This window comes from Kribbella jejuensis (assembly GCF_006715085.1).
In the GTDB taxonomy this organism is placed as follows: domain Bacteria; phylum Actinomycetota; class Actinomycetes; order Propionibacteriales; family Kribbellaceae; genus Kribbella; species Kribbella jejuensis.
Genome location: NZ_VFMM01000003.1, coordinates 672,189 through 696,508 on the forward strand (window position 1 = coordinate 672,189; position 24,320 = coordinate 696,508).

The 24,320-nt window shown below is 68.9% G+C and carries 24 protein-coding genes; 11 read left to right on the forward strand and 13 right to left on the reverse strand.

Annotated features, from left to right (window positions below; translation table 11 throughout):
- Window positions 1-38 precede the first annotated feature (38 nt).
- The 3 genes from FB475_RS30875 to FB475_RS30885 all read left to right on the forward strand — a co-directional run bounded on the left by FB475_RS30875 (window position 39) and on the right by FB475_RS30885 (window position 2,827).
- Entirely contained in the window at window positions 39-968 is a 930-nt protein-coding gene (locus tag FB475_RS30875) for a sucrase ferredoxin (RefSeq protein WP_141860914.1), read from the forward strand.
- Window positions 965-1,462 (forward strand): beta-class carbonic anhydrase, encoded by a 498-nt coding sequence (locus FB475_RS30880; protein ID WP_141860916.1) that lies wholly within the window; start codon window positions 965-967, stop codon window positions 1,460-1,462. Before FB475_RS30875 ends, FB475_RS30880 begins: the two co-directional genes overlap by 4 nt.
- Before the next feature lie 252 nt (window positions 1,463-1,714).
- Window positions 1,715-2,827, forward strand: coding sequence for a pyroglutamyl-peptidase I (locus tag FB475_RS30885; RefSeq protein ID WP_238332544.1), 1,113 nt, complete (start codon window positions 1,715-1,717; stop codon window positions 2,825-2,827).
- 117 nt (window positions 2,828-2,944) lie between these two features.
- On the opposite strand, the gene FB475_RS30890 is transcribed toward FB475_RS30885, so the two are convergent.
- Window positions 2,945-3,577, reverse strand: coding sequence for an HAD family hydrolase (locus tag FB475_RS30890; protein WP_272952113.1), 633 nt, complete (start codon window positions 3,575-3,577; stop codon window positions 2,945-2,947).
- Between the two features lie 42 nt (window positions 3,578-3,619).
- Entirely contained in the window at window positions 3,620-5,704 is a 2,085-nt protein-coding gene (locus tag FB475_RS30895; RefSeq protein WP_141860922.1) for a DNA gyrase/topoisomerase IV subunit B, read from the reverse strand.
- Window positions 5,705-6,096: 392 nt separating this feature from the next.
- Here FB475_RS30895 and FB475_RS30900 point away from each other — a divergent pair, with 392 nt between their 5' ends.
- On the forward strand, window positions 6,097-6,327 hold the full coding sequence (locus tag FB475_RS30900) for a DUF7455 domain-containing protein (RefSeq protein WP_141860924.1): 231 nt from the start codon (window positions 6,097-6,099) through the stop codon (window positions 6,325-6,327).
- A gap of 92 nt (window positions 6,328-6,419) precedes the next feature.
- On the opposite strand, the gene FB475_RS30905 is transcribed toward FB475_RS30900, so the two are convergent.
- Window positions 6,420-7,898 (reverse strand): aminotransferase-like domain-containing protein, encoded by a 1,479-nt coding sequence (locus FB475_RS30905; RefSeq protein ID WP_238332546.1) that lies wholly within the window; start codon window positions 7,896-7,898, stop codon window positions 6,420-6,422.
- A 105-nt stretch (window positions 7,899-8,003) separates the two neighbouring features.
- Between FB475_RS30905 and FB475_RS30910 the strand changes: the two genes are divergently transcribed.
- On the forward strand, window positions 8,004-8,630 hold the full coding sequence (locus tag FB475_RS30910; protein ID WP_141860928.1) for a LysE family translocator: 627 nt from the start codon (window positions 8,004-8,006) through the stop codon (window positions 8,628-8,630).
- On the opposite strand, the gene FB475_RS30915 is transcribed toward FB475_RS30910, so the two are convergent.
- Complete coding sequence (locus tag FB475_RS30915; protein WP_141860930.1) at window positions 8,617-10,584, reverse strand: glycogen debranching N-terminal domain-containing protein; 1,968 nt, start codon at window positions 10,582-10,584, stop codon at window positions 8,617-8,619. The genes FB475_RS30910 and FB475_RS30915 overlap by 14 nt on opposite strands.
- A gap of 22 nt (window positions 10,585-10,606) precedes the next feature.
- Between FB475_RS30915 and FB475_RS30920 the strand changes: the two genes are divergently transcribed.
- From FB475_RS30920 to FB475_RS30940, 5 genes are all read left to right on the forward strand, one after another.
- A complete protein-coding gene (locus tag FB475_RS30920; protein WP_141860932.1) occupies window positions 10,607-11,092 on the forward strand; it encodes a DUF456 domain-containing protein in 486 nt (161 codons plus the stop codon).
- An 80-nt stretch (window positions 11,093-11,172) separates the two neighbouring features.
- Window positions 11,173-11,706: a hypothetical protein gene (locus FB475_RS30925; protein ID WP_141860934.1), complete on the forward strand. Its 534-nt coding sequence runs from the start codon at window positions 11,173-11,175 to the stop codon at window positions 11,704-11,706.
- Window positions 11,707-11,783: 77 nt separating this feature from the next.
- Window positions 11,784-12,485 (forward strand): response regulator transcription factor, encoded by a 702-nt coding sequence (locus FB475_RS30930; RefSeq protein ID WP_141860935.1) that lies wholly within the window; start codon window positions 11,784-11,786, stop codon window positions 12,483-12,485.
- Window positions 12,485-13,981 carry a sensor histidine kinase gene (locus FB475_RS30935; protein WP_141860937.1) on the forward strand — a complete coding sequence of 499 codons (1,497 nt, stop codon included), beginning with the start codon at window positions 12,485-12,487 and terminating at the stop codon, window positions 13,979-13,981. Before FB475_RS30930 ends, FB475_RS30935 begins: the two co-directional genes overlap by 1 nt.
- 159 nt (window positions 13,982-14,140) lie before the next feature.
- Complete coding sequence (locus FB475_RS30940) at window positions 14,141-15,157, forward strand: glycoside hydrolase family 3 N-terminal domain-containing protein (protein WP_141860939.1); 1,017 nt, start codon at window positions 14,141-14,143, stop codon at window positions 15,155-15,157.
- Window positions 15,158-15,300: 143 nt separating this feature from the next.
- Here FB475_RS30940 and FB475_RS30945 read toward each other — a convergent pair whose 3' ends face one another.
- The gene (locus tag FB475_RS30945) at window positions 15,301-15,927 is read right to left on the reverse strand and encodes an SAM-dependent methyltransferase (protein ID WP_141860941.1); all 627 of its coding nucleotides are present in this window, start codon (window positions 15,925-15,927) and stop codon (window positions 15,301-15,303) included.
- Between the two features lie 100 nt (window positions 15,928-16,027).
- On the opposite strand from FB475_RS30945, the gene FB475_RS30950 reads away from it, so the two are divergent.
- Complete coding sequence (locus tag FB475_RS30950; protein ID WP_141860943.1) at window positions 16,028-16,837, forward strand: phosphotransferase; 810 nt, start codon at window positions 16,028-16,030, stop codon at window positions 16,835-16,837.
- A 7-nt stretch (window positions 16,838-16,844) separates the two neighbouring features.
- Here FB475_RS30950 and FB475_RS30955 read toward each other — a convergent pair whose 3' ends face one another.
- The 8 genes from FB475_RS30955 to FB475_RS30995 all read right to left on the reverse strand — a co-directional run bounded on the left by FB475_RS30955 (window position 16,845) and on the right by FB475_RS30995 (window position 24,219).
- The gene (locus FB475_RS30955) at window positions 16,845-17,900 is read right to left on the reverse strand and encodes a Gfo/Idh/MocA family protein (protein ID WP_141860945.1); all 1,056 of its coding nucleotides are present in this window, start codon (window positions 17,898-17,900) and stop codon (window positions 16,845-16,847) included.
- A 1-nt stretch (window position 17,901) separates the two neighbouring features.
- Entirely contained in the window at window positions 17,902-18,708 is an 807-nt protein-coding gene (locus FB475_RS30960; protein WP_141860947.1) for a sugar phosphate isomerase/epimerase family protein, read from the reverse strand.
- Between the two features lie 35 nt (window positions 18,709-18,743).
- Complete coding sequence (locus tag FB475_RS30965) at window positions 18,744-20,036, reverse strand: ROK family transcriptional regulator (protein ID WP_141860949.1); 1,293 nt, start codon at window positions 20,034-20,036, stop codon at window positions 18,744-18,746.
- Between the two features lie 600 nt (window positions 20,037-20,636).
- Window positions 20,637-21,314 (reverse strand): YidC/Oxa1 family membrane protein insertase, encoded by a 678-nt coding sequence (locus FB475_RS30975; RefSeq protein WP_141860951.1) that lies wholly within the window; start codon window positions 21,312-21,314, stop codon window positions 20,637-20,639.
- Between the two features lie 89 nt (window positions 21,315-21,403).
- Window positions 21,404-21,670, reverse strand: coding sequence for a DUF6412 domain-containing protein (locus tag FB475_RS30980; RefSeq protein ID WP_141860953.1), 267 nt, complete (start codon window positions 21,668-21,670; stop codon window positions 21,404-21,406).
- A gap of 4 nt (window positions 21,671-21,674) precedes the next feature.
- Complete coding sequence (locus FB475_RS30985) at window positions 21,675-22,979, reverse strand: RNA polymerase sigma factor (RefSeq protein WP_141860955.1); 1,305 nt, start codon at window positions 22,977-22,979, stop codon at window positions 21,675-21,677.
- Window positions 22,980-23,183: 204 nt separating this feature from the next.
- The gene (locus FB475_RS30990) at window positions 23,184-23,804 is read right to left on the reverse strand and encodes an HhH-GPD-type base excision DNA repair protein (protein ID WP_141860957.1); all 621 of its coding nucleotides are present in this window, start codon (window positions 23,802-23,804) and stop codon (window positions 23,184-23,186) included.
- Window position 23,805: 1 nt separating this feature from the next.
- Complete coding sequence (locus FB475_RS30995) at window positions 23,806-24,219, reverse strand: universal stress protein (protein WP_141860959.1); 414 nt, start codon at window positions 24,217-24,219, stop codon at window positions 23,806-23,808.
- Between the last annotated feature and the right edge of the window lie 101 nt (window positions 24,220-24,320).

The following is a 24,320-nucleotide window of genomic DNA, read 5'->3' on the forward strand; positions in this document are numbered from 1 at the left end:
ATGAGGGTCCACCTTTCCACGTCCGTTACCGTGATGGTGTGACCCCCGCACCTGCAGCCGGCCTGTGCTCGACGTTCTGTCGGGTGCTGCAGGAGCCGTTGCCGGGTACGGCAGTGGTCGCGACCGGCTGGGTCGTCGTGGAGCAGCCCGGCCCGTGGGGCGCGAAGGCGCCGACCCAGAGTCACCTCGACCCGGTCTTCGGCGGAAAGTTCGACGACGACTGCAAGAAGGCCGACGTACGGTTCGGGCTGATCCGCTCCCCCGGGCGCCATGCCGACGCGGTCAGGCGTTCGCACCAGGTGTTCGTCGCCTCGACCACACCTGGCCGCAGCTGGCTGCTCGGCGGCTGCGTCGCCGATCCGTCCGAGCTGACTGCCCTGGACCTCGGCGCGGTGGCCCGCGGCGACCGGACCGCGGTCCTCCCCTCGCTGCCCGGCCTGAAGACTGTTGACGATCCGATTGTTCTGGTCTGTACGAACGGCAAGCGCGACGAGTGCTGCGCGATCCTCGGCCGGCCGCTCGTGGCCGGCCTCGCCGAGCGGGTGCCGGGACGGGTGTGGGAGGCCAACCACCTCGGCGGGCACCGGTTCGCTCCGACCGCGACGTATCTGCCGGCCGGCACCATGCACGGCCACCTCACAGTCGACACCGCGGTCGAGATACTGGCCGCTGCGGACCGTGGGGAGACAGTTCTGACCGGGTTGCGTGGACGGTCCACCTGGACCAAGCGCGGTCAGGCGGCCGAGGTCGCCGTCCGCGAACTCATCGGGGAGCTCGACCTGGACGCGTTGGAGGTGGTCGGCGAAGCTGCCGACACCGTGACCGTCCAGCACGCCGACGGCCGATCCTGGACCGTGCCGGTGACCAGTGCGCCGGCCGATCCACCTCGTCCGGACTCCTGCGGAAAGGAACCGTTCGCCATGCCCATCCTGCATACCGGTACCCCTGTACCAGGCCGCGCGCGATGAGCGGCGGCTTCGACGATCTGCTCGCGGCCAACGCCGAGTACGCCGCCGACTTCCACTACGGCGGTTTCGACGGGATCGCGCACGCCGGCATCGGCCTGGTCACCTGTATGGACTCCCGGATCCCGCCGCTGGAGATGCTCGGGCTGAAGCCCGGCGACGCGAAGGTGCTGCGCTCCGCCGGCGGCCGGGTCACCGAGATCACGATGACCGGGCTGGTGCTCGGCGTACAACTGCTCGGTGTCCGCCGGATCATGATCATCCCGCACACCCGCTGCGCGATGGCCGCGATGTCCGAGGACGAACTCCGCGCCAAGGTCGAGGCTGCCGCCGGCAAACCGGCCGGCTACCTGCCGATCCCGGTGATTCCCGACCAGCACGAGGCGCTCCGCCGCGACGTCGCCGCGGTCCGCGAACACCCGCTGATCGGCGACGACATCCTCGTCGGCGGCTTCCTGTACGACGTCGACACCGGCCGCCTCACCCAGCTCGACTGATCGTTCCTCGGGTCTCGGCAGGAAATCTGGTAGACACCAGGTATGAGACTCCGCCCCAGCTCATTCCATCGTTCGCTCGTTGCCGGCGCGCTGGCGTTGACCGCCGTGTTGTCCGGCGCTCCGGTTACACACGCTCTTCCTGACAGCGCGTCCGTCCTGCGCGGCGGACGTGTCACCGGGTGTCTGGATCATTCGATTGCCGGCACCGTCGAGGAACAGCGGCTGAGTCGAGGGGTCAATGGTGGGCCGTCGGTGCCGGCCGAGATCCTGCGGCGGTCGGGGTTCGATCGGCAGGTGCTGCTGTTCGGGCAGTTGCTGTGCCGGGTGCCGAATCGGCAGGCGGCCGGCGCACTTGTCCGCGCGCAGGGCGAGGCGCTGTGGCGGGCGGCGACGTACCGGGCGCAACACGCGCCGAAAGGCGCCGACGCGCTTCCCTCGACCGACGACCGCGGCCTGTACTGGGCTCGCATCTCGATGGCGCTGACCCTTCGCCAATGGCAGCCCGAGTTCAGCCTCGGTACGGCGGAACGCGCCGAGCTTATGCGCTCCTTCGAATACGCATCCCGCGGCATCACCAGCACCCGCTTCTCCGCTGGTGTGCGGAAGATCCTCGTCACCGGGTTCGACCCGTTCACGCTCGACGCGGACATCCGGATCGGCAATCCGTCCGGCGCGAACGCCCTGACGCTCGACGGACAACGCTGGACGGTGAACGGGACGACGTACGAGATCCAGACCGTCGTCTTCCCGGTGCGTTACACGGACTTCGATCAGAGCATGGTCGAGAACGCGCTCGCGCCGCACTACCACCCTGGTCCACAGCGCGCCGACCTGGTGATGACCGCGAGTCAGGGCCGGGTCGGCATCTTCGATCTCGAAGTCTTCAACGGCCGCCGTCGCTCCGTCAGCTCGATCGGTGACAACAACAACCTCTGGGGCGGTGGCACGATCAGCGCCCCGGTCGTCTCGCCGAGCATGCCGGCGGGCCCGGAGTGGATCACCTCGAGCCTCCCGCTGGCCCGGATGGCACAGGCCGACGTCGCACCGTTCCGTACCCGGGTCAACACGTCCGTCCTCGAGATCCCGGCCGGCGAAACCACGCCGGTACGGCGCCCCGACGGTCCGACGGCGGGATCGATCGCGTCCGAGGGCACCGGCGGCGGGTACCTGTCCAATGAAGTTGCCTACCGCAACACTCTGCAGCGCGACCTGCTCGACCCGTCGATGCCGGCCGGCCACCTGCACGTCCCAGTACTGTCCTTCGACCTCACCAACAAGACCGCCATCACGGACCCGACCTACGAGGCGAACCGGAACGCGATCGTCACCGGTGCGCACGCGGTCCTGAGGGCCGCACTCTCGTGATCACTATTCTGATCATGTGATCACTATCCTGATCACGCGAGCCTGCGGAATGTCGACTCTTCGACATTCCGGGTGACCACTAAAGTGCTCACCGTCAGCTGATCAGTATTGTGTCCATCAGCACCCGAGGATCAGCTTGAAAGCCTCGGTGACTGTGGTGACGTGGTGGTCCGGGCGTGGGCCGTCGACCGCGTGGTGGTGACCGACGAGGATGGTCCGTAGACCGGCCGCGATGCCGCCGGTGATGTCATACGCGGGGTGGTCGCCGACCATCCAGCCGTCGTCCAGGGACGTCCCCGTGCGTTCCGCGGCGAGCTCGAAGATGCGTCGATCGGGTTTCCGTACGCCGACCGTCCCGGACACGCAGGCGTAGTCCACGGCCGCACCGATCCGCGTGTGCTCGAGCTTCAGATCCTGTTGCACGGTGTCGCCGTTCGTCACCACCGCGACCCGCCAACCAGCCGCACGCAGCGCAGCTATCCCGTCCAGCACCTCCGGCTCGACCCAGGTGAACAGCGGATGCTCCCGGTTGTACGCCGCCACCAGCTCATCGACCGAGGCCGCAATCCCGAACCGTTCCCGTGCCAGCCCGAACAGCTCCGCCCGCTCACGGAAACCACCGTTGTCATGAGCAACCAACCAGTCAACGGCAGCATCCGGCAGCCGCTGCTCCGGCACCCACCACCGGGCCCATTGCAGAAACGCCCCGTTCCGATCGATCAAGGTGTTGTCCAGATCGAAACAAGCCAACCGGAAGCCCAGTCCCTACCCTGACAGCTAGGCAGGCGTTTGTCAGACGTCGATGCGGTTCTCATCGAGCTCGTATGCGCCCTGGACCAGGAACTCCTTGCGCGGGGCGACGTCGTTGCCCATCAGCAGGTCGAAGACGTGCGAGGCGGCTTCGACATCGTCGACGGTGATCCGGCGCAGGGTGCGGTGCCGCGGGTCCATGGTGGTTTCGGCCAGCTGGTCGGCGTCCATCTCACCGAGACCCTTGTAGCGCTGCGGTGGCTCTTTCCAGCGGACGCCCTTCTTCATCAGCTCGGCCGTCTTCCGCTGGTACTCCGCGTCGCTGTAGGTGTACAGGTACTTGTCCTGGCCCTTCTTCGGGTTCGTCAGCTCGAAGCGGTGCAGTGGCGGTACTGCGGTGTAGACGCGACCGGCCTCGACCAGCGGCCGCATGTACCGGAAGAACAGCGTGGCGAGCAGCGTGCGGATATGGGCGCCGTCGGAGTCGGCGTCGGCCATGAAGATGATCTTCCCGTACCGCGCCTGCTCCAGATCGAAGGTCCGACCGGAACCCGCGCCGACCACCTGGATGATCGACGCACACTCGACGTTCTTCAGCATGTCGCCGACGGACGCCTTCTGGACGTTCAGGATCTTGCCGCGGATCGGCAGCAGCGCCTGGAACTCGGAACTCCGCGCCAGCTTGGCCGTGCCGAGCGCCGAATCACCCTCGACGATGAACAGTTCGGACCGGTCGACGTCGTTGCTGCGGCAGTCCGCGAGCTTGGCCGGCAGCGCCGACGACTCCAGCGCGGTCTTGCGGCGCTGCAGTTCGCGGTGCTGGCGCGCGGCGACCCGCGTCCGCGAGGCGGCGACGATCTTCTCCAGCACGGCCCGTGCCTGCGCCTTGAACTCGCGCTTCGTCGAGGTCAGGAACGCCTCGAGCTCGGTCTGCACGACCTTCGCCACGATCCGCGACGCGGCCGGCGTACCGAGAACTTCCTTGGTCTGGCCGTCGAACTGCGGCTCGGCGAGCCGCACGGTGACAACCGCGGTCAGTCCCTCGAGGACGTCGTCCTTGATGATCTCCTCGCCGCTCTTCAGCAGCCGCGTGCCGTCCAGTGCGTTCGTGAAACTCTTCGACAGCGCGCGCTCGAACCCGGCGACGTGCGTACCGCCCTTGGGGGTCGCGACGATGTTCACGAACGACCGCAGCTCGGTCTCGTACCCGTCGCCCCAGCGGACCGCGATGTCGACGTCCAGGTCGCGCTCGACGTCGGTCGGGGTCATGTGGCCGGCATCGTCGAGCATCGGCACGGTCTCGGTGAAATGGCCGGTTCCGGTCAGCCGGATCACGTCGGTGACCTTCTGGTCGGTGGCGAGGAACTCGCAGAACTCGCTGATCCCACCGTCGTGCTTGAAGTGCTCCTCGGTCACCTCCTCGCCGCGCTCGTCGCGGATCACCAGCTCGAGCCCCGGCACCAGGAACGACGTCTGCCGCGCCCGGGTGACCAGCTCGTCGTAGTTGAAGGTGGCGTCCTTGGTGAAGATCTGGCGATCCGCCCAGTACCGGATGCGGGTGCCGGTGACGCCGCGCTTGGCCCGGCCGGCCTTGCGCAACCCCTTCGACGGGGTGAACGGCGCGTCCGCACCCGCACCGTCGAACTCGCCGGACACACCCCGCCGGAACGACGTCGTCCAGATCGTGCCGCCACGGTCGACCTCGACGTCCAGCCGCGCGGAGAGCGCGTTCACCACCGAGGCGCCGACGCCGTGCAGACCACCGGAGGCGTTGTACGACCCGCCGCCGAACTTGCCGCCGGCGTGCAGCTTGGTGAAGACCACCTCGACACCGCTGAGCTTGGTCTTCGGCTCGATGTCGACCGGGATGCCACGGGCCCGGTCGATCACCTCGACCGACCCGTCCTTGTGCAGCACGACGTCGATCCGCTCGCCGTGGCCGGCCAGGGCCTCGTCGACGGCGTTGTCGATGATCTCCCACAGGCAGTGCATCAGGCCGCGGCTGTCGGTGGACCCGATGTACATGCCCGGGCGCTTCCGGACGGCCTCGAGACCCTCGAGGACGAGCAGATGGCGGGCGTTGTACGCCGGGTCGATCTCGGTACTGCGAGGCGTCGGGGCGGCCACAGGGCTCCTTCACTGGTTCATGCACTTACCCGGACAGCTTAAGTGGCCGCACCCCCAAAAACCGCGCAGGCACGGGCACGCCGGGACATGCCGTCGGGTACCGGAGATACATGTCGCGGCAGGTATCGATCCGGACTCGATTCGAAGTGGTGTACGACACTCCGAATCCGAGCAGACGGTGACGGCATCATGGCGCACAGTGAAAGAAGAAGTACCCGCCTCCGTGGCGCACCAGAATTCCGCCGTACCACGAAACGATTCCGGGTCAGCAAACGTCATAGCGGAACAGGTGGTTCGTCTCACATACGGACACGTTGTCCCCACCGGGAAGCGATCCGCATGTCAGGATGTTGCTATCTGGTGAGTACGGAACTAGATGAGATGAGGCCTCAATGACTACAGCACTCGCCCCGAGTTCGGCCCTGTCGGCCGCGGATCGTTGTGACCGCTGCGGTGCGCAGGCCTACGTCCGGGTCACCCTGACCAGCGGTGGGGAGCTGCTCTTCTGCGCCCACCACGGCCGGGAGCACTCGGAGAAACTGCGCGACATCGCGATCACCATCCACGACGAGACCGGTCGGCTCGAAGCCACCCCGACGATCACGGTGGACGACGAGCGGTAACCACCTGCAGTTTCCAAACGCGCCAACGACGGCGCCAAAGTCATGAAGGCTTCGATGGCGGACACCTGTGAGGGTGGCCGCCATCCTTTCCTTTACACAACAGGTAGTTCGGGGCCGGGACCGTGCCGGCGCAACTCATGCCAGGCCCGCGCCAACCGCGCGACGGCATCGTCGAGCACTTGCTCTGTGTAGGCGAACGGCACCCGTAAGTAGTCATCGTGCTCGCCGGTCGGATCCATCGCGTGCCCGGCCACCACCTCGACCCCGTGCCGCAACGCCACCTGGGCGAATACCCGGGCATCGGTCCGCGGCAGCCGGATCCACAGCGCCGACCCGCCGACCGGTGCAGACCACTCCCACTCCGGTAGTCGCTCGGTCAGCAACTCCCCCATCAACTTCTTCCGGACGGTCGCGACCCGCGCCCGGGCCGCCGTCAGGTCGGCGAGCCGCGGCAACAACCGCGCGGTCAACGCCTGATCGATCACCGGACTGCCGAGGTCGGCGAGCGCCTTGTGCCGCGCCAGTCGCTCCGCCACCGGCCGCGACGCCCGGATCCAGCCGATCCGCAACCCGCCCCACACGGCCTTCGAGACCGACCCGATCGTCAGCACCTCCGCGTCGTCCGGCGCGTAGGCCGCCAGCGGCGGGGGGATCTCAGGACCTGACGGGTCCCACGCCGAGTACGCGTTGTCCTCGACGACCACAACTCCGTGGCGCGCGGCGAGCTCCGCGACCTGCCGGCGACGCGCGGCCGACATCAGCCGCCCGGTCGGGTTGTGGAACGTCGGCATCACGAACAACATCGCCGGCTGATGCTCCGCGAACGCAGCGCCCAGGAGGTCCGGCCGGATCCCCGCGTCGTCGAGCGGTACGCCGACCACGCGCCCGCCGGCTGCTCCGAACAGGTCGAAGCACCCCGGCCAACTCGGCTGTTCGATCGCGACCGCGGCACCGCTGCGCAGGTACATCTGCGTGACCAGCGCGATCGCCTGATGGGCGCCGGTCGTCACCACGATCTCGTCCGCCGACGTCGGCAGCCCGGATCCGGTGAAGTGCTCCGCGATCCGTTCCCGCAGTACCGGCAGACCCCGCGGGTGGTACCCGACGTCGCCGAGCAGCGCCGGCAGGTCGGTCGACGCGAGGTCGATCAGCTCCGAGGACAGCTCGGGCAGCCCGGGATCCACGGCGTACGTCAGCGAGATCACCTCGTCGCGGCCGACGGTGATGCGATGGAAGAGCGACTCGCCGTACCCGGCAGACATCCGCTTGTCCGCTCGTGAACGGCCTCGTCCGGCGGCCCGCGCGACCGTGGTACCGCTGCCGCGCCGGCTCTCGACCAGGCCGCGGGCGCGGAGTTCGTCGTACGCCGCGACGACCGTCGAGCGGCTGATCGCGAGCGACACAGCCAGCCGGCGTTCGGCGGGCAGCCGGGCGCCGACCGGGAGTTCCGCGGAGCCGATCAGCGTGGCGATCTCGTCGGCCAACCGCCGGTACAGGCCCTGCTGCGGGCCCTGATGTGAGCTGCCGCGGACGCTCAGCCGGTGCCCGATCAGGTCTGCCAGGGCGGCCATGGCGGCACGGTGTCCAGAACGGTCCACTTCTCCTCTTATTGGCTCGGGTGGACTGCTTCTCGCACGGCCAGGCTAGTACGCGCAAGCAGTCCAACAGGAGGTCGAGTGGGGATCGGACAGGTCGCCGGGTTCGCCGGCGCGACAGTGGTCCTGGTCGGAATGCCAGGACCGAACAACATGTACATCTCGCTGCGCAGCCTCACGCAGGGCCGGCGTGCGGGCGTGGTGTCCGCCCTGGCCGTCGAGACCGGGACGCTCGTCTACATCGTCGTCACGGCGCTCGGTCTCGCGACCCTCGTCCAGACCTCGCCGAAGTTGTTCACCGCGATCACGTTCGCCGGCGCGCTGTACCTGGCGTACCTCGGCATCAAACTGCTGCTGGCCCCGGTCGTGGACCATTCCGCCGGCGTTCAGGCCGCGCCACTCGGCCGGGTCTTCCGCGACGGCGTCATCGTGAACCTGCTGAACCCGAAGGCCGCATTGTTCTTTCTGGCGTTCCTGCCTCAATTCACCACCCGCGGCGCCGGACCGACCCAGCTCCGCACCGAGATGCTGCTCCTCGGCGTCGGCACCCTCCTGATCGGCCTCGCCCTCGACCTCTCCTACGCGCTCACCGCCGCCGCCGTCGGGCGCCGCTTCCGATCTGTTCGTACAACGACCCGAGGACGCAACGTAGTGGTCGCGACGATCTACCTCGGGCTGTCCGCGTTTGCGCTCGTCAGTGCGCTCTGACGACGGTCGCCTCGCCGTCGACAACCCGCACCGACACGAGGTCCGGCCCGACCCGCAGTCGCTCCAGTTCGATCCGTTGCCACGGCAGCGCGGGCTCCACAACGAGAGCTCCACCCGGTACGTCGGGTTCGAGGCCGAGGGCTGCGACGAGTACGGCGACGGCGGACGCAGCGGCCCAGGCCTGCGGGCGGCACGACAGCGGGTACGGCGTCGGCGTACTCTCCTCTGCTGTCCCGCGGCCGCCGTACAGCTCGGGCAGGCGGTAGTCGAAGGCTTCCGCGGCGCGGACCAGTCCGTCGACGTACGACGCGGCGACGTCGGCGTGGCCGGCGGCGTACAGGCCCTGGATCGTCATCGCGGTGTCGTGCGGCCAGACGCTGCCGGTGTGGTAGCCGAGCGGGTTGAAGCGGGTCATTGCCGTCGACAACGTTCGCAGACCGAAGCCGCTGTTCAGGTCGGCACCGGCGAGGACGTCGGCGACGGTTGCCTCCTCGTCGGCGTCGAGCAGGCCGGTACCGAGCAGATGGCCCATGTTCGAGGCGCGACCGGCGACCGGGTTCTTCGCGCCGTCGAGCGCGATCGCCGGGTGGCCGTCCACCCAGAACGCGGCCCGGAACCGCTCCTGCAGTGCGGCCGCCCAGGTGCGCCACTCGTCGCCGGATTCGCCGTACGCCTCGAGCAGCTCGGCGCCCCGCACCGCGGCGGCGTACGCGTAGCCCTGGACCTCGCAGAGCGCGATCGGTGCTGTCGCGAGCGTGCCGTCCGGCCACTGCACTGCGTCGGCGGAGTCCTTCCAGCCCTGGTTCGCGAGGCCGTGGCCCGACTCGTCGATGTACTCGAGGAAGCCGTCGCCGTCCGGGTCGGCGTACTCCTTCATCCAGGTGAGCGCGCTGCGAAGGTTCGGCAGCAGCTCGCGGACCTCGTCGGCGGGCATGCCCCAGCGCCAGGCCTTGTGCAGCGTCATGATCCACAGCTGGGTCGCGTCGTGCGTGCCGTAGTACACCGGCGGCAGGACCAGGCCGGCGCCGTGGTCGGCGACCTCGGCGCGGAGTTCGTGGGGGATCTTGCCGGGTTGTTCGGCCGAGTCGGCGTCGACCCTCGTCCCTTGGTGGGCCGCGAGCGCGCGCAGGGTGCCGGCGGCAAGCGCCGGGTCGACCGGGATCAGCATGCCGGACGAGATCAGCGAGTCGCGGCCGAACAGCGTGAGGTACCAGGGCGGGCCGGCGCCGAGGTAGCGGTCGTTGCCCGAGGCAAGCTGCAGCGCGCTGACGTCCTGCAGGGAGCGCTCCAGCCAGCGTTCGACCCGCTTGTCGTCGCAGGTCAGCGTCACGTCGTATGGCGTCCGCTCGGCGGGCGGCTCGATCGAGAAGTCCGTGGTGGACTTCGGGAACTCCGCGGTGACGTGCAGGGTCAGCGTGAACTCCTCCCCCGGTTCAACCCGCGGGGTGGCCGAGATCGAGGGGTCGGCGGTGACCACGACGCGGGTGTCGTTGCTCTCCCACCGGATCCGGCCGGGACCGTCCGGGAGTGGCGCGAGCTCGGGAAGGGCTGCGGCGGCGCCGCTGCGGACCGCCGCGGTGCCTGCGAGATCGGTGCCTAGGGCAACATCCAGCCGGCACTCGATCGCTGCCCTGGAGCGGTTCACCAGCGTGATCCGCTCGGTCAGTCCGTCGGACTCGACAGTGCGAGTCCGGTACAGCATCACGGTCGCATCGTGACCGGCGTCCCCGAGGCCCTCGAGCATCGCGACGTACTGGTGCGTCGCGGCGTCCTGCTCGTCGACGTGCACCGGGACCGGTTCGCGGCCGTCGACCGTGACGCTCAACCGGGACAGGATCCGCCGGTCCCGCGCGTACACGCCCGCCGCTCCGGAGCCGGTGAGCTGACCGGATCGCGGCGACAGCACCACCCACGGAGCGGCCAGAGCGGTGACGAGTTCGTGGAGGTAGACCATCTGTCCACCTTAGGGTGTGCACATGGACACAGGTGTCACGGTGCTTGCCGGGATCGCGATCTTCGTCGGGATCGTGGGTATCGTGCTGCCGATCCTGCCCGGCGCCATCCTCAGCCTGGCGGCGATCCTGGTCTGGGCGATCGTCGCGAAGAGCGCGACCGGGTGGGTGGTGTTCGGGATCGCCGCGGTGCTGATCGGTACCAGTCAGGTGGTGAAGTACGTCGTACCGGAGCGCCGGCTCCGGGAGGCCGGCGTACCGCGGCGATCGATGATCGTCGGCGTGCTGCTCGGCATCGTCGGGTTCTTCGTGATCCCGGTGGTCGGGATGTTCGTCGGCTTCCCGATCGGGGTGTACCTGTCCGAGCTGCAACGTCAGCGCACGCACAGGGCGGCGTGGACCTCCACCAAGCACGCCCTGCGCGAGACGGGCGTGTCGATGCTGATCGAGCTCGCCGGTACGTCGCTCGCCGCTGCCGTCTGGCTGATCGCCGTCCTCTTCCTGGTTTGACGCGACTTTCTTAGCTGATTGCCAGCTTGTTCTTAGTCGTACCGAAGGTTGGTCTCAGTCGGCCGGGTCATCCTGGGAAGATGAAGCTCTCAGAGAAGCGTTGGCGCCTGTTCGGCACAGTTGCCGCGGTTGCCGTGACCACTGCCGCCGGCGGGGTCGCGTGGGCGGCGAGCAACGCGGACCCGACACCCTCGGCCTCCCCGTCGGCGTCCACTCCCTCGCAGCCCAACCAGAACCAGAAGCCCGGCGGTGGGCCGGGACGCGGTGGATTCAAGGGCGAGTTCGGCCTCGGCGGGGCGCTGCACGGCGAGTTCGTCGTACAGAAGGCCGGCGGTGGCTACCAGACCATTGCTGTTCAGCGCGGTCAGGTAACGACGGTCAGCACGGATTCGCTGACCGTGAAGAGCGCCGACGGCTACAGCCGGACGTACACGCTCACGTCCGACACGATGGTGAACGCGGCGCGGGACGGCATCGGCGACGTCAAGACCGGGAACAAGGTCAACGTGTCGGCGATCGTGACCGACGGCAAGGCGACCGCGACCAGGGTCAACGACGGTACGGTCCGCGACGCGGCCGGCCAGAAGTGGGGATTCAAGCACGGTCCTCGCTGATTCGGGCCGTGGCGGCTCACAGCTGATTGCCAGGAAGCTTCCAGGGTTCACATGGGTGGCGGCGGCACACTGTCACCATGAGTCCGCATCTGTTGGTCGTCGACGACGAGCCGAACATTGTCGAGCTGCTGTCCGCGAGCCTGCGTTTCGCGGGGTACGACGTGACGACGGCGACGCACGGCGCCGAGGCGCTGCGCAAGGCGCGGGACGTGGACCCCGACCTCGTTGTACTCGACGTGATGATGCCGGGTCTGGACGGCTTCGAGGTGGTCCGCCGGCTGCGCGGTGAGGACCGGCATGTGCCGGTGCTGTTCCTCACCGCTCGCGACGCCATAGAGGACAAGGTGCTCGGGCTGCAGACGGGCGGAGACGACTACGTCACGAAGCCGTTCAGCCTCGATGAGCTCGTCGCGCGGGTCCGGGCGCTGCTGCGCCGGTCGGGTCACCGCGAGGAGACCGCGTCCGAAGCCGCCGTACTGCGCTATGCCGACCTCGAGCTGAACGAGGACAGCTACGAGGTGTTCAAGGCCGGTCAGGCGGTGCAGTTGTCGCTGACCGAGTTCAAGCTGCTGCGGTGTCTGCTGGAGAACGCCGAGCGGGTGATGTCGAAGGGACAGATCCTGTCCGCGGTGTGGAACTATGACTTCGCCGGTGACGCGGGCGTCGTCGAGTCGTACATGTCGTACCTGCGCCGCAAGGTCGACACCGGCGACCAGAAGCTGCTGCACACCGTCCGCGGGGTCGGCTACGTCCTGCGCACCCCGCGAGGCCCCAACTGATGCAACTGAGTCACCGGCGGTTCACCGACCGGTACCCGCTGCGCGTCACCATCGTGGTCGTCCTGCTCACGCTGGTAGCGCTCGCACTCGCCGCGTCCGGCGTGCTGGCGACGACGATCATGCGCGGCTACCTGATCGACCGCGTCGACGAGCAGTTGCAGCAGGCCGCCGTACCGCTGTCGCACGTCAAGCCCGACCGGCGACCCCTGCCGCCTGGTGCGGGCGGACCGGTCCGACGGCAGTTGCCGAGCGTGTTCGTCGTCCAGTTCAGCGACTCCGAGGGCAACAGCGACAACGGCCCGGTGGGGTCGCGGCTGGCCGACACGGAACCACTGCCGAAGCTGCCGGCGCTCAACCTGAACCAGGTCCGCGCGCTGAACGGCAAGCCGTTCGACGTCGACGCGCAGTCCGGTGACACCCAATGGCGCGTCCTCGCGGTGGAGACCGACGACGATACGGGGTCGGTGATGGTCGCGCAGAGCCTCAAGGACATGGACCACACGATCCAGCGGCTGATCGGGATCCAGGTCGCGGCCGGCGTGATCCTGCTCGTACTGCTGGCCGGCGTCGGGACGTTCGTCGTACGGCGAAGTCTGCGCGGACTGGAGGACGTGGAGCACACTGCGGTCGCGATCGCGGGCGGGGACCTGAGCCGGCGGGTACCGCAGCGCGACCCGCGGACCGAGGTCGGGCGGCTGTCACTTGCGTTGAACCAGATGCTCGGACAGATCGAGAACGCGTTCGCGCAACGGACTGCTTCGGAGCTGGCAGCGCGTCGGTCGGAGGACGCTGCGCGGCGCTCCGAGGAGGCGGCCCGGCAGTCGGAGGACCGGATGCGGCGGTTCGTGGCGGACGCGTCGCACGAGCTGCGTACGCCGCTGACGTCGATCCGCGGGTTCGCCGAGCTCGCCCGCCAGCGCGGCGAGACCGACTCCGACACCATGCGGCGGATCGAGCAGGAAGCGAAGCGGATGGGCCTGCTCGTCGACGACCTGCTGCTGCTCGCCCGGCTCGACCAGCAACGCCCGCTCCGGATGGAGCCGGTCGACCTGCTCCCGATCGCCGCCGACGCGCTGCACAACGCGCAAGCCGTCCAACCGGACCGCCCGCTGTCGCTGACCATCCTGCCCGGTTCGGAGGCGCCGATGGTCTCCGGAGACGAAGCGAGACTCCGGCAGGTGCTCGGCAACCTGATCAGCAACGCCCTCGACTACACGCCCGTGAACGCCCCCATCACAGTGTCGGTAGGCACCCGCGGCACCGAAGCCATCCTCGAGGTCCGCGACACCGGCCCAGGTCTGTCCGACGAACAAAAAGCCCACATCTTCGAACGCTTCTACCGAGCCGACACAGCCCGAACCCGCACCACCGGCGGCTCGGGCTTGGGCCTGTCCATAGTCGCCGCTCTGGTCGCCGCCCACCACGGCCGCGTCACCACCACCGACACCAGCCCGCACGGCGCCACCTTCACCGTCCACCTACCCCTCCTCAAGTAATCCGCGGCACGCGGAGGGCTAGCTGTAGTGATCCGCGCGAACGTCTAATGAGGTATGAGCAGAGTTCGGCTTGGGGCTTGGTTGTTGGCGCTTGCGCTGGTTGTGGGTACTACGGGAACAGCTTCTGCTGCCGGTGGGGCGTCGACGGTCTTCGCTCGGATGACGTTGGCGCAGCGGGTCGGGCAGTTGTTCATGGTGGGCGGGGCAGCTACCGGGCCCGGGACGGCGACGTACTCGGCGATTTCGAAGTACCACGTCGGGTCGGTGATGTTGACGGGTCGCAGCACGATCGGTCGGAGTGCGACGCTGACGGTGACCCGCAGGCTGCAGAGCAAGGCGACGTACGCCGCGACGCTCAGCGTGCCGTTGTTCGTCGCCACGGACCAGGAGGGCGGAAACGTCCAGGTGCTGCAAGGTCCCGGCTTCTCGCGGATGCCGGCCGCTCTGACGCAAGGCACATGGTCGACCAGCACGCTGCGGACCGATGCCGCGCTCTGGGGACGTCAGCTGCGGTTGGCAGGCGTCAACCAGAACCTCGCGCCGGTGATGGACACCGTGCCGTACTCCCTGCGCAACACGAACAAGCCGATCGGCTACTACCGTCGCGAGTTCGGATACACCACGTCCGTCGTCACCAGCCACGGCAACGCGTTCCTCTCAGGGATGCTCGGCGCCGGCGTCGCGACGAGCATCAAGCACTTCCCCGGGCTCGGACGGGTCGCCGCGAACACGGACGTGTCCGCCGGCGTGACCGACTACGTGACGACGTACAGCGACCCGTACCTCGCTCCGTTCCGCGCGGCGGTGAAGGCCGGTACGCCGTTCGTGATGATGTCGCTGGCCGACTACAACAAGATCGCACCGCGCGTACCCGCGGCGTTCTCGAGCAGGATCATCGGCGGCATGCTCCGGACCGAGCTCGGCTTCCGCGGTGTCGTGATGAGCGACTCACTCGCCGCCAAGCAGGTCCAGGCGTGGTCACCAGGGGCCCGCGCGATCAACTTCATCAACGCGGGCGGCGACCTGGTGCTGATGACCGACGCAACGCAGGTACCTGCAATGGTGACGGCAGTGCTGGCGAAGGCGAACGCCGACAGCGCCTTCCGCGCGAAGGTGAACGCGGCCGCACTGCTGGTGCTGTCCGCCAAGCAACGGATGGGGCTGATCGCCAGCTAGAGCTCCGGGAACACGCGGGTCGCCGACTCGCCGTGCTCGAGCACCTGGGCGGCCGGTCCGAACATCTTGGGATCCGCGCGGCCGACCACAAGATCATGGGTGGTCATGCCCCCCAGCGTCCGCCGCGATGGTGACCGTCAGCCTCAGCGGCGGCGCAGCTTGACCGTGCAGTCGCGGCGGTTGATCAGCTCGCCGTCCCGCATCACCTGCGCCCGCTCGTGTTCGCGGCTGACCAGCGTCTCCCACTCGCCGTCGGGCAGCGCGAGGCTCTCGATCACCTCGTCGGGTCCGGGGAAGTGGATGTCGGGATGCGGGTTGTGCTCGCCGGGCGGGAAGCCGAGGTGGCCTTCGATCAGCAGTACGCCGCCCGGCGCGACCGCGGCCGCCGCAGGACGCAGAATGCCGTCCCGCGGCAACTCGGTCTTCGAGTGCAGGAACTGCACCGACACCAGGTCGAACTCACCGTCCGGGAACGACTTCCCGAGCTCGTGCTGCTGCCACTCGATCCGGTCCCCCACCCCCGCCGCGCGAGCATGCTCGGCCGCCCGCCCCAGCGCGACGGTCGAGATGTCCACAGCTGTCACCGCCCATCCCCGCTGGGCCAGCCAGATCGCGTCGGCGCCTTCGCCGCAGCCGAGATCCAATGCGCGCCCCGGGGTCAGCCCGGAAACCTCCTCGGCGAAGGCGACGTTCGGCTTCCCACTCCACACCTGCTCGTGCTCGGAGTAGAACTCGTTCCAGTACTCGTCAGGCAGCTGTTCGGTCGTCATGCACCGATCGTCCGCCGGCACTCGGCATCCCGGCAAACATTCTTGCCAACCCGGCAAAACCTGCGGGCCTGTTGGTCGGCACAGACCCTAGGATCAGGCGGTGATCGAAGACGGTGAAGAGATTCCGCTGCTCGGCGGCGACGTGACCGAGGGGCTCGTGCGGGTCGGCGATACGGTACGGCGACCACCCGGCGAGCGCCCGCAACTCGTTCAGGACGTCCTGCTGCACCTGGAGAAGGTCGGGTTCGACGGCGCACCGCGGTTCCTCGGCGTCGACTCGAAAGGCCGGCACGCCCTGACGTACATCGACGGCGAGGTCGCCGGCCGACCGCGCCCGCCGTGGATCGCGGACGAGGACCGGATGGTGTCGGTCGCGCGACTGCTGCGCGCGTACCACGACGCGGTCGAGTCGTTCGGCGTACCCGGCAACCTGCCCGCCCCGATCCAGCCGCCCGGTCTCCCCGACCTCGACGATCCGCCCGAGCTGATCGGCCATCAGGACATCACGCCGGAGAACGTCGTGTTCCGCGACGGCCGTGCGTACGCGTTGATCGACTTCGACCTCGCGCAGCCGGCGAGCCGGGCTCGTGAGTTCGTGAACCTGATGCTGTGGTGGGGCCCGACCGGCGCCGAGGCCGACCAGGACCCGCGAATGCGCGGCCTGGACCGCCCGCGCCGCTGCCGGATGCTTGCCGACAGCTACGGTCTGTCCGAGGCCGACCGGGCGCGGGTGCTACCGCTGTCGATCGCGTTGAGCCGGCGTGCCTGGCACACGATGAAGTACCGCGCCGAACTCCTCGGCGGCGGCTGGCAACGCATGTGGGACGAGGGAGTCGGCAACATCATCCGCAACCGCGAAGCCTGGCTCCACCAACACGCCGACTCCCTCACCACAGCACTGCTCGACTGACCCTGCGTCAGTGGGTGATCCTCACCTCGGCGCCGGTCCGGGCGGATTCGTAGATGGCGGTGAGCATCTTCGCCATCTCGAGGCCTTGGGCCGCGGTGGCGTCGGCCGGGATCTCGCCGCGGCAGATCTGCAGGAAGTGGTCGATCTGGTTGGCGAAGCCGACCTTGAAGTCGAAGCCGAGCGAGTCGATCTGCGGCTGGACGTGCAGCAGCGTGTCGTGCCGCTCGGTGATCATCAGCAGCGCGGGCTCGATCTCCGCGCCGCCCTTGTCGCCGTGGATCCGGACGCTGATCTCGTTGCGGGCATGCAGCGAGAACGACGTGGCCACGTCGAGGACCGCCCCGCCCTCGAACCGGATCTGCGCGGTGGCGAAGTCCTCGACCGTGTTCGGCCGGGCCGCCGACGCGGCCTTGTACCGAGTCAGGTTCTGGATGTTGTCGCGGGCACCCAGCGGGGCGAACGTCGCGCCGGACGCCGACACCGCCTTCGGCATCCCCATCAGGTACCAGCACAGGTCGATGATGTGTACGCCGAGGTCGATGAGCGGACCGCCGCCGGACAGCTCCACGTCGCCGAACCAGCCGCCGGGGTTGCCGGCCGTCCGCAGCAGCGTCGCGCGGGCCGCGTAGATGTCGCCGAACTCGCCGGCGTCCAGGAACCTCTTGGTCACCAGCGCGTTCGGCGCGAACCGCCGTACGTACCCGATCTGCAGCGCCTTGCCGGTCTCTTCGACCGCCTTCACCAGCGCTTCGGCCTCGGGCACCGTCACGGTCATCGGCTTCTCGACCAGGACGTCCTTGCCGGCCCGGAGCGCCGCCTCGGCGATCGGGGCGTGCAGCGTGTTCGGTACGCACACGCTGACCGCGTCGATGCCCGGGTCGGCGAAGATCTCGGCGGCGTCGCCGGTGACCCGCTCGACACCGAACTGCGCGCCACGTGCCTTGGCGCGCTCGAGGTCGACGTCACAGACCGCGACCAGCTCGGCCTGCGGGTTCAGCTGGTACGCGCTCAGGTGCTCGACGGCGATCGAACCGAGCCCGATCACCGCAATTCGCGTCGTCATGTCAGGCAATGCCTTCCGTCAGTCGGAGGATGTTGGCCAGCGAGCGCTCGATCGCGGGCAGCGGCGTCTCCAGGCCCTCGAACTCCAGGCTCACCGGTACGTCGGGCTTGGTCGCGGCCAGTGCGAGCAGACCGGCCACGTCCACGTCGCCGTGGCCCGTGACCGTACCGAGCAGGTAGTCGCCGGCCAGCGTCTTCAGCCAGCCCTCGCCCGCCGAGCGGCGGATGTGGAAGTCCTTCACGCCGATCGACGCCGCGACGTCGATCAGGCCGGCGGCCGTCTTGCCCGGCACCTCGCCGACGCAGAGGCCGTTGCCGAGGTCGAGGGTGACCCGGAAGTTCGGGCGGTCGACCTCGTAGACGAGCCGGGCGAGCCGCTCGCTGCCGTTCATGAAGAACCCGTGGTTCTCGATCGTCGACACGATGCCCAGGTCGGCGGCGTGGTCGGCGACCGCGCGGCAGCCCTCGACGACCTTCGCGAACGTCGTCTCGAACTCGCCCGGGTCCTGCTCGCGCCAGGCCCACGGCGCCACGTCGTGGCGGAAGATCCGCGCCCCGAAGGCGTGCGCCACGTCCAGCTGCTTGCGCAACCGGTCGATCTCGTTCTCGTCCGCGGCCCGCAGGTCGCCGCTGACCAGGTAGTTCACGATCGGTACGCCGATCTCCTCGGCGTGCTTGGCGGTGTCGCGGACGACGTCCGGGTGCTCCAGGTAGTACTCGCCGTCCATCGCGGCGACCTCGATGTGCCCGGCCGGCGAGGCCGCGACCCAGTCCAGGACCCCGATCAGGTCCATCTCGCCGCTCGTCATGAGCTGACGGAAACAGTACGAACTGACTCCGAGCTTCACGTGCTGGTCCTCTCCACTGCGTGACTGATCCGGTCCCAGGGACTGGGGACGTCCTGGATCCCGTAGATGGCTGACGTCAATCGGTCGAAGGCGTTGCCGACCGCCCCGAGGACGACCGCCTCGCGCCCCAGGGTGGCGGCGACGAAGGGCGGGCGTTCGGGGAAGACGAGTTGGTTCTCCACCGCGGCTGCCAGCGGCCGCAGCAGCGCGCTGCTGTCCGCCGCCGGGCCGCCGCGGACGACGACAACCTCCGGGTCGACGACGAGAAGTACGGTCGCGATCCGGGGGGCGATCTGTTGGCAGAACTCCTCGAGCTCCGCCTGCGCCGCGGCGTCTCCGGCGGCCGCGGCGGTCAGTACTTCGGCACCGGTCGGGCGGGACGACCAGACGAGCTGCCCGCGCTGGGCGTTGCGGGTCCAGCGCATGCCGCGTTGCGCTCCGAGCTCACCGGCGAGGCGATGACGGCCTTGGCGGATGACGCCGTTCAGCACGATCGAGACCGACAGGCGGTGCCCTATCTGCAGGTAGACGACGTCGGAGTACCCACGCCCCGCCCCACCCCGCTGCTCCGCAAGCGCGGCCAGCTTGATGTCGTTGTCCACGACCACCGGCTGCCCGAGCTCCTTCGCCAGCAACTCCCCCACCGGCAACCCCACCAACCCAGGCAACGCCAAACTAGCCCGCAACCGCCCATCCGCCTCCACCACCCCAGGCAACCCCACCCCCACCCCCCGCAACCGCCCCAGATCAAGCGAGCCGTCCGACGGGTAGGAGCTCAGGCCCCCGCCAGCGGCCGCATCCAGCACATCCCGCCCCACACCCCGCGAACCGGCCGATGGGTCCAGCGCATCGCGCTCTGCGAGTGCAGCGTGGGTGGATGGCAAGGGCGAGGCGGCTGCTGCCTCCAAGGCGGTTGGGATGAGGGAGAGGTCGGCGGGGGCGGTGGTTGTTGGTAGCTCGGCGTAGGCGACTCTTCGGCCTGACAGGTCGGTGATGATGGCGCGGGCGCCGCGGGGGCCTAGGTCGACGCCGGCGACGAGGCCGGTTTCGCGGGCGAAGCGGAAGGCTCGGGCGGGGCGGCCGGGGCCGGCGGTTGCGGGGTTGGTGGATTCGACCAGCCCGGCGTCGACGAGGTCGTCGAGGACGGCGTGCACGGTCGGACGCGACAGGCCGGTGCGTTCGCTGATCACGCCGACCGTACGCGCCTCGTCGGCGTCGGCGAGGAAGCGCAGGCAGGCGACCTGGTTCGCCGCACGCTCCGCCTGCGCGGCTCCACGTGCTGTCTCCATCGACCCCAACCCATTAAGGAACCGGCTTTAATAAAGACGGTAACAGAATGATCCGGATCCCGGCAACGGTTGTTGCTGCAAGCAACACTTCGACGCGTGGATCGCGCCGCTGTGGTCGATGGAGACAGCCCCAGGTGTCTGGGGACAGGTAATAGCAGGTCCCCAGACACCATTGCTTGGTCCCCGACCCCGACCGATCCCAGGCCGAGCACGGTGCGCACGCGGGGTGGGCTGGGTCGGCCGAGTCGGTGGGGTCGGCCGGGGCGGTGATGGGGGCGGTGGTGGGGGCGGTGGTGGGGGCGGTGGTGGGGGCGGTGGTGGGGTTGGCCGGGTTGGCCGGGTTGGTGGGGTCGGCCGGGGTGGTGGGGTCGCGGGGTCGGCCGGGTTGACCGGGTCGTGGGGTTGGTGGGGGTCGGCCGGGTCGGTGGGGTCGGCCGGGTCGGTGGGGTTGGCGGGGTTGGCCGGGTTGGTGGGGTTGGCGGGGTCGCCGGGGCCGGCCGGGATGTCGACGACCACGGCAGTCACCGATGGCCGAGGCGCCGCCGGTGACGAGCGCGGGCCGGCGGGGGCGGCGGGGGCCGCGGGGGCCGCGGGGAGGTGTTAGCGGGTGAGGAGGGTGCGTTCGGCTATGGTCCAGGCCGTCGTTGTCAGGAGGTAGAGGCCTGCCGCCAACGGGAGGAAGGCGGCGCTCAGCAGCGTGCCGAAGGGGAGCAGTTGGGCGATTCGCCGTGACAGGATCGTCGCCGACGGGTCGAGTTGGCGTAGCTGCAGGCGGGTCGAGAAGAACGCGACTACAGCGAGCAACACTGCGATTACGAGGTACGCCGGAGTGGCGGTGAAGAGCGGCCAGTGCGTGCCGAGGGGCGCACCTAGCACGCTGCCGCTGATCAGCTGGTTGGACTCCCCCGCCACGACGGCCCGGGAGAACAGCGTGTACATCAACCAGAAGAACGGCAGCTGCGCGAGCGCCGGCAGGAACCCGGCGAACATCGACGTACCGGACTCGGCCTGCAGCTTCGCGATCTCACGCTGCAGGCGTTCCGGGTTGTTCTTGTGCTTGTCGGTGAGCTGCTTCAACTGCGGCATCAGCTCGGCGCGGGCCTTCGAGCCGCGATGAGCCCGCACGCTCAGCGGCACGAGACCCAGGCGGACGACGACGGTGCACAGCACGATCGCAATCACCGCGGCGTACGTGCCGGTGAGCGGCTGGAGGGTGGCAATGAGGGACGTGAGCAAGTGATAGGCACAGGCGACCGGTGCCTCCAGGAAAGAGGGCACGGCAAAACTCCACGAGTGAGTAGGAACGAGTAGGCGTGCGCGCAACGCGGAGCCGACCGCGGACGGCGGTGGCGAGAGCGGCGCGGAGGCTACTGCCCTGGTGCTCGTGGACGGGGACGTCCGGCGGCGTCCGGATCACGCAGCCGGAGGAAGACGGTGTGCTCGGCACGGCGCCGGACCGACGAGGCCCGCGCGAGCAATGGTGCGGCCGCGTGGCCGGACACGCGCGCGGCCGACCGTGCCACCACAGCCAGCGCCAACAGCAAAGCCGCCGCCGTGAGCACGGCGGCGGCCAGTGAAGCCGTCTCGAACGCAGGGATCGCCAGCGCGAACACGCCGGCGATCCAGTGCGTCATGTCATCAGTCCAGGTAGTCGCGGAGGACCTGCGAGCGCGACGGGTGCCGCAGCTTCGACATCGTCTTGGACTCGATCTGACGGATCCGCTCGCGGGTCACGCCGTACACCTTGCCGATCTCGTCGAGCGTCTTCGGCTGACCGTCGGTGAGACCGAAGCGCATCGAGACCACACCCGCCTCGCGCTCGGACAGCGTGTCGAGCACCGCGTGCAACTGCTCCTGGAGCAGCGTGAACGAGACCGCCTCGGCCGGCACGATCGCCTCGGAGTCCTCGATCAGGTCGCCGAACTCGGAGTCGCCGTCCTCACCGAGCGGGGTGTGCAGCGAGATCGGCTCGCGGCCGTACTTCTGCACCTCGATGACCTTCTCCGGGGTCATGTCGAGCTCCTTGGCGAGCTCCTCCGGAGTCGGCTCCCGGCCGAGGTCCTGCAGCATCTGCCGCTGGACACGGGCCAGCTTGTTGATGACCTCGACCATGTGCACCGGGATCCGGATCGTCCGGGCCTGGTCGGCCATCGCGCGAGTGATCGCCTGCCGGATCCACCAGGTCGCGTACGTCGAGAACTTGTAGCCCTTGGTGTAGTCGAACTTCTCCACCGCGCGGATCAGACCGAGGTTGCCCTCCTGGATCAGGTCCAGGAACAGCATGCCGCGGCCGGTGTAGCGCTTGGCCAACGACACCACCAGGCGCAGGTTGGCCTCGAGCAGATGGTTCTTGGCCCGGCGGCCGTCCTCGGAGATCCAGTCGTACTCGTCGCGGACCTTGTCCTTGAGCTTGTTCGACTCGTCGGCGATCTGCTCCTCGGCGAACAGGCCGGCCTCGATCCGCTTCGCGAGCTCGACCTCCTGCTCGGCGTTCAGCAGCGGGACCTTGCCGATCTGCTTCAGGTAGTCCTTGACCGGGTCCGCGGTGGCCCCGGCGACCATCACCTGCTGCTCGGGCTCGTCGGTCTCGTCGGCCTCGGAGACCACGAAGCCCTCGTCCTCGGTGAGCTCCTTCTCCAGGACCTTCACCGCGTCCGGCTGGAAGTCGGACTCGTCCACCTCGTCGAGCGCGCGCGGCTTCCCGGTCTTCGGGTCGATGGACAGACCCGCTTCGGACACTGCCTTCTTCGCCGGAGCCTTCTTGGCAGCGGCCTTCTTCGCGGGGATACCGTCCTCCTTGGTGCTTGCGGCCTTCACCGCCGCCTTCTTCTTGGCGGCCGGGTCGGTCACTCGGGCGCTGGTCCTCTGAGCCGTACTACGGGCGGTGGCGGCCACGGCCCGGGCCGGCTCGGCGGGAAGGTTCTCGGACGAGCTGGACGACACGAATTACCTCTCGTCTGACGCAGGGTTTGTACAACGGTACGACTGATGGAGCTCGGGGTGTTGCTGAGTCTTGGGGTACTGCGGTTGGCGGCTGCTCGCTGGTCAGGCGGCGGCAACAGTCCATTGTAATCCGCGAACCAAGGCCACGCGTCGCACGACCCCCCAGAACCGCGCATTTCCGGGGGGTCGTCCAGCGAACTTTGCTCACCCGTTACGTGTCTGCCGCAGCGGCCGGGCCACCACCGGACGCCGGACCAACTGCTGCTCCTGTTTGAACTGCCGTACCTTCACCAGCGACGCCACGTCGATCACGTCCGCGACGGACTTGTACGCGCCGTCCTCGCCGTACGGCTCGGACGCTTCACGCCAGCCCCGCGGGCGCACCTTCAGCTGCTTGCCGAGCAGCGCGACGAAGATCTTCGCCTTCTGCGCGCCGAACCCCGGCAAGGCGGACAGCCTGGCCAGCAGATCGTCCCCGGACTTCACATCGCACCAGAGCCCCGATGCGTTACCGCCGTAGTGCTCGTCGAGGTGTTTGGCCAGGGTCTGGATCCGGGCCGCCATCGCGGTCGGGAACCGGTGCACCGCGGGCGGGCCGGCCACCACCTCGACGAAGGCATCCGGGTCGTAGTGCGCGACCGTGACCGGGTCGAAGGGGCCGATCATCCGTTTCGCGATCGCGACCGGGCCGGCGAACGCCCGCTCCATCGGGATCTGCTGGTCGAGCAACATCCCGACCAGCAAGGCGAACGGATCTCTGCTCAGCATCTCGTCGGCGTCGGGCTGTTGCGCCAGGCACAGCTTCCGGCTGCGTGTCGTAGTCACCTCAGTCCTCCCCTTCCTCGGCCTTCACGGCCAGCACCGGACACGGCGCATCCAGCAGCACCCGCTGCGCGTTGCTGCCGAGGATCAGCTTGCCGACCGGCGACCGGCGCCGCAGCCCGATCACGATGAACTCCGCGTGCACCTGCTCGGCGACGGCCACCAGGTCCTCCGCCGGGTCCAGGCCCCGCACCAGCTGCCGCACCTCGTACGGCACACCGGTCGAGTCGAGTTGCTCCCGAACCTCCGTCAGTGCCGCGTCGCTGGCCGCGGCCTCGTCGGTGTCGAAGCTGCGCCCGCCCCGATGCGAGTTCACCACCACCAGCTTGGCGTCCCGCAGCGTCGCTTCCTCCGCTGCTCGCCGAAGGGCCGCACGGCCTTCCGCCTTCGGCACATAACCCACGACGATGGTCGTCATCGCCCTGCCTCACCTCCGGGTGTGTGTCGACCCGTCTCGAACGATACTGCTCCCGACCCCGGTCGGCATCCGCTGCATTTGCACCTGTTGTGTCGCACCGG

Coding starts and splice junctions, on each gene's coding strand:
- FB475_RS30880 (WP_141860916.1), top strand. CDS start 965: ATGAGCGGCGGCTTCGACGATCTGCTCGCGGCCAACGCCGAGTACGCC.
- FB475_RS30900 (WP_141860924.1), top strand. CDS start 6,097: ATGACTACAGCACTCGCCCCGAGTTCGGCCCTGTCGGCCGCGGATCGT.
- FB475_RS30905 (WP_238332546.1), bottom strand. CDS start 7,898: ATGGCCGCCCTGGCAGACCTGATCGGGCACCGGCTGAGCGTCCGCGGC.
- FB475_RS30915 (WP_141860930.1), bottom strand. CDS start 10,584: ATGGTCTACCTCCACGAACTCGTCACCGCTCTGGCCGCTCCGTGGGTG.
- FB475_RS30920 (WP_141860932.1), top strand. CDS start 10,607: ATGGACACAGGTGTCACGGTGCTTGCCGGGATCGCGATCTTCGTCGGG.
- FB475_RS30925 (WP_141860934.1), top strand. CDS start 11,173: ATGAAGCTCTCAGAGAAGCGTTGGCGCCTGTTCGGCACAGTTGCCGCG.
- FB475_RS30930 (WP_141860935.1), top strand. CDS start 11,784: ATGAGTCCGCATCTGTTGGTCGTCGACGACGAGCCGAACATTGTCGAG.
- FB475_RS30935 (WP_141860937.1), top strand. CDS start 12,485: ATGCAACTGAGTCACCGGCGGTTCACCGACCGGTACCCGCTGCGCGTC.
- FB475_RS30940 (WP_141860939.1), top strand. CDS start 14,141: ATGACGTTGGCGCAGCGGGTCGGGCAGTTGTTCATGGTGGGCGGGGCA.
- FB475_RS30945 (WP_141860941.1), bottom strand. CDS start 15,927: ATGACGACCGAACAGCTGCCTGACGAGTACTGGAACGAGTTCTACTCC.
- FB475_RS30955 (WP_141860945.1), bottom strand. CDS start 17,900: ATGACGACGCGAATTGCGGTGATCGGGCTCGGTTCGATCGCCGTCGAG.
- FB475_RS30960 (WP_141860947.1), bottom strand. CDS start 18,708: ATGACGAGCGGCGAGATGGACCTGATCGGGGTCCTGGACTGGGTCGCG.
- FB475_RS30965 (WP_141860949.1), bottom strand. CDS start 20,036: ATGGAGACAGCACGTGGAGCCGCGCAGGCGGAGCGTGCGGCGAACCAG.
- FB475_RS30980 (WP_141860953.1), bottom strand. CDS start 21,670: ATGACGCACTGGATCGCCGGCGTGTTCGCGCTGGCGATCCCTGCGTTC.
- FB475_RS30995 (WP_141860959.1), bottom strand. CDS start 24,219: ATGACGACCATCGTCGTGGGTTATGTGCCGAAGGCGGAAGGCCGTGCG.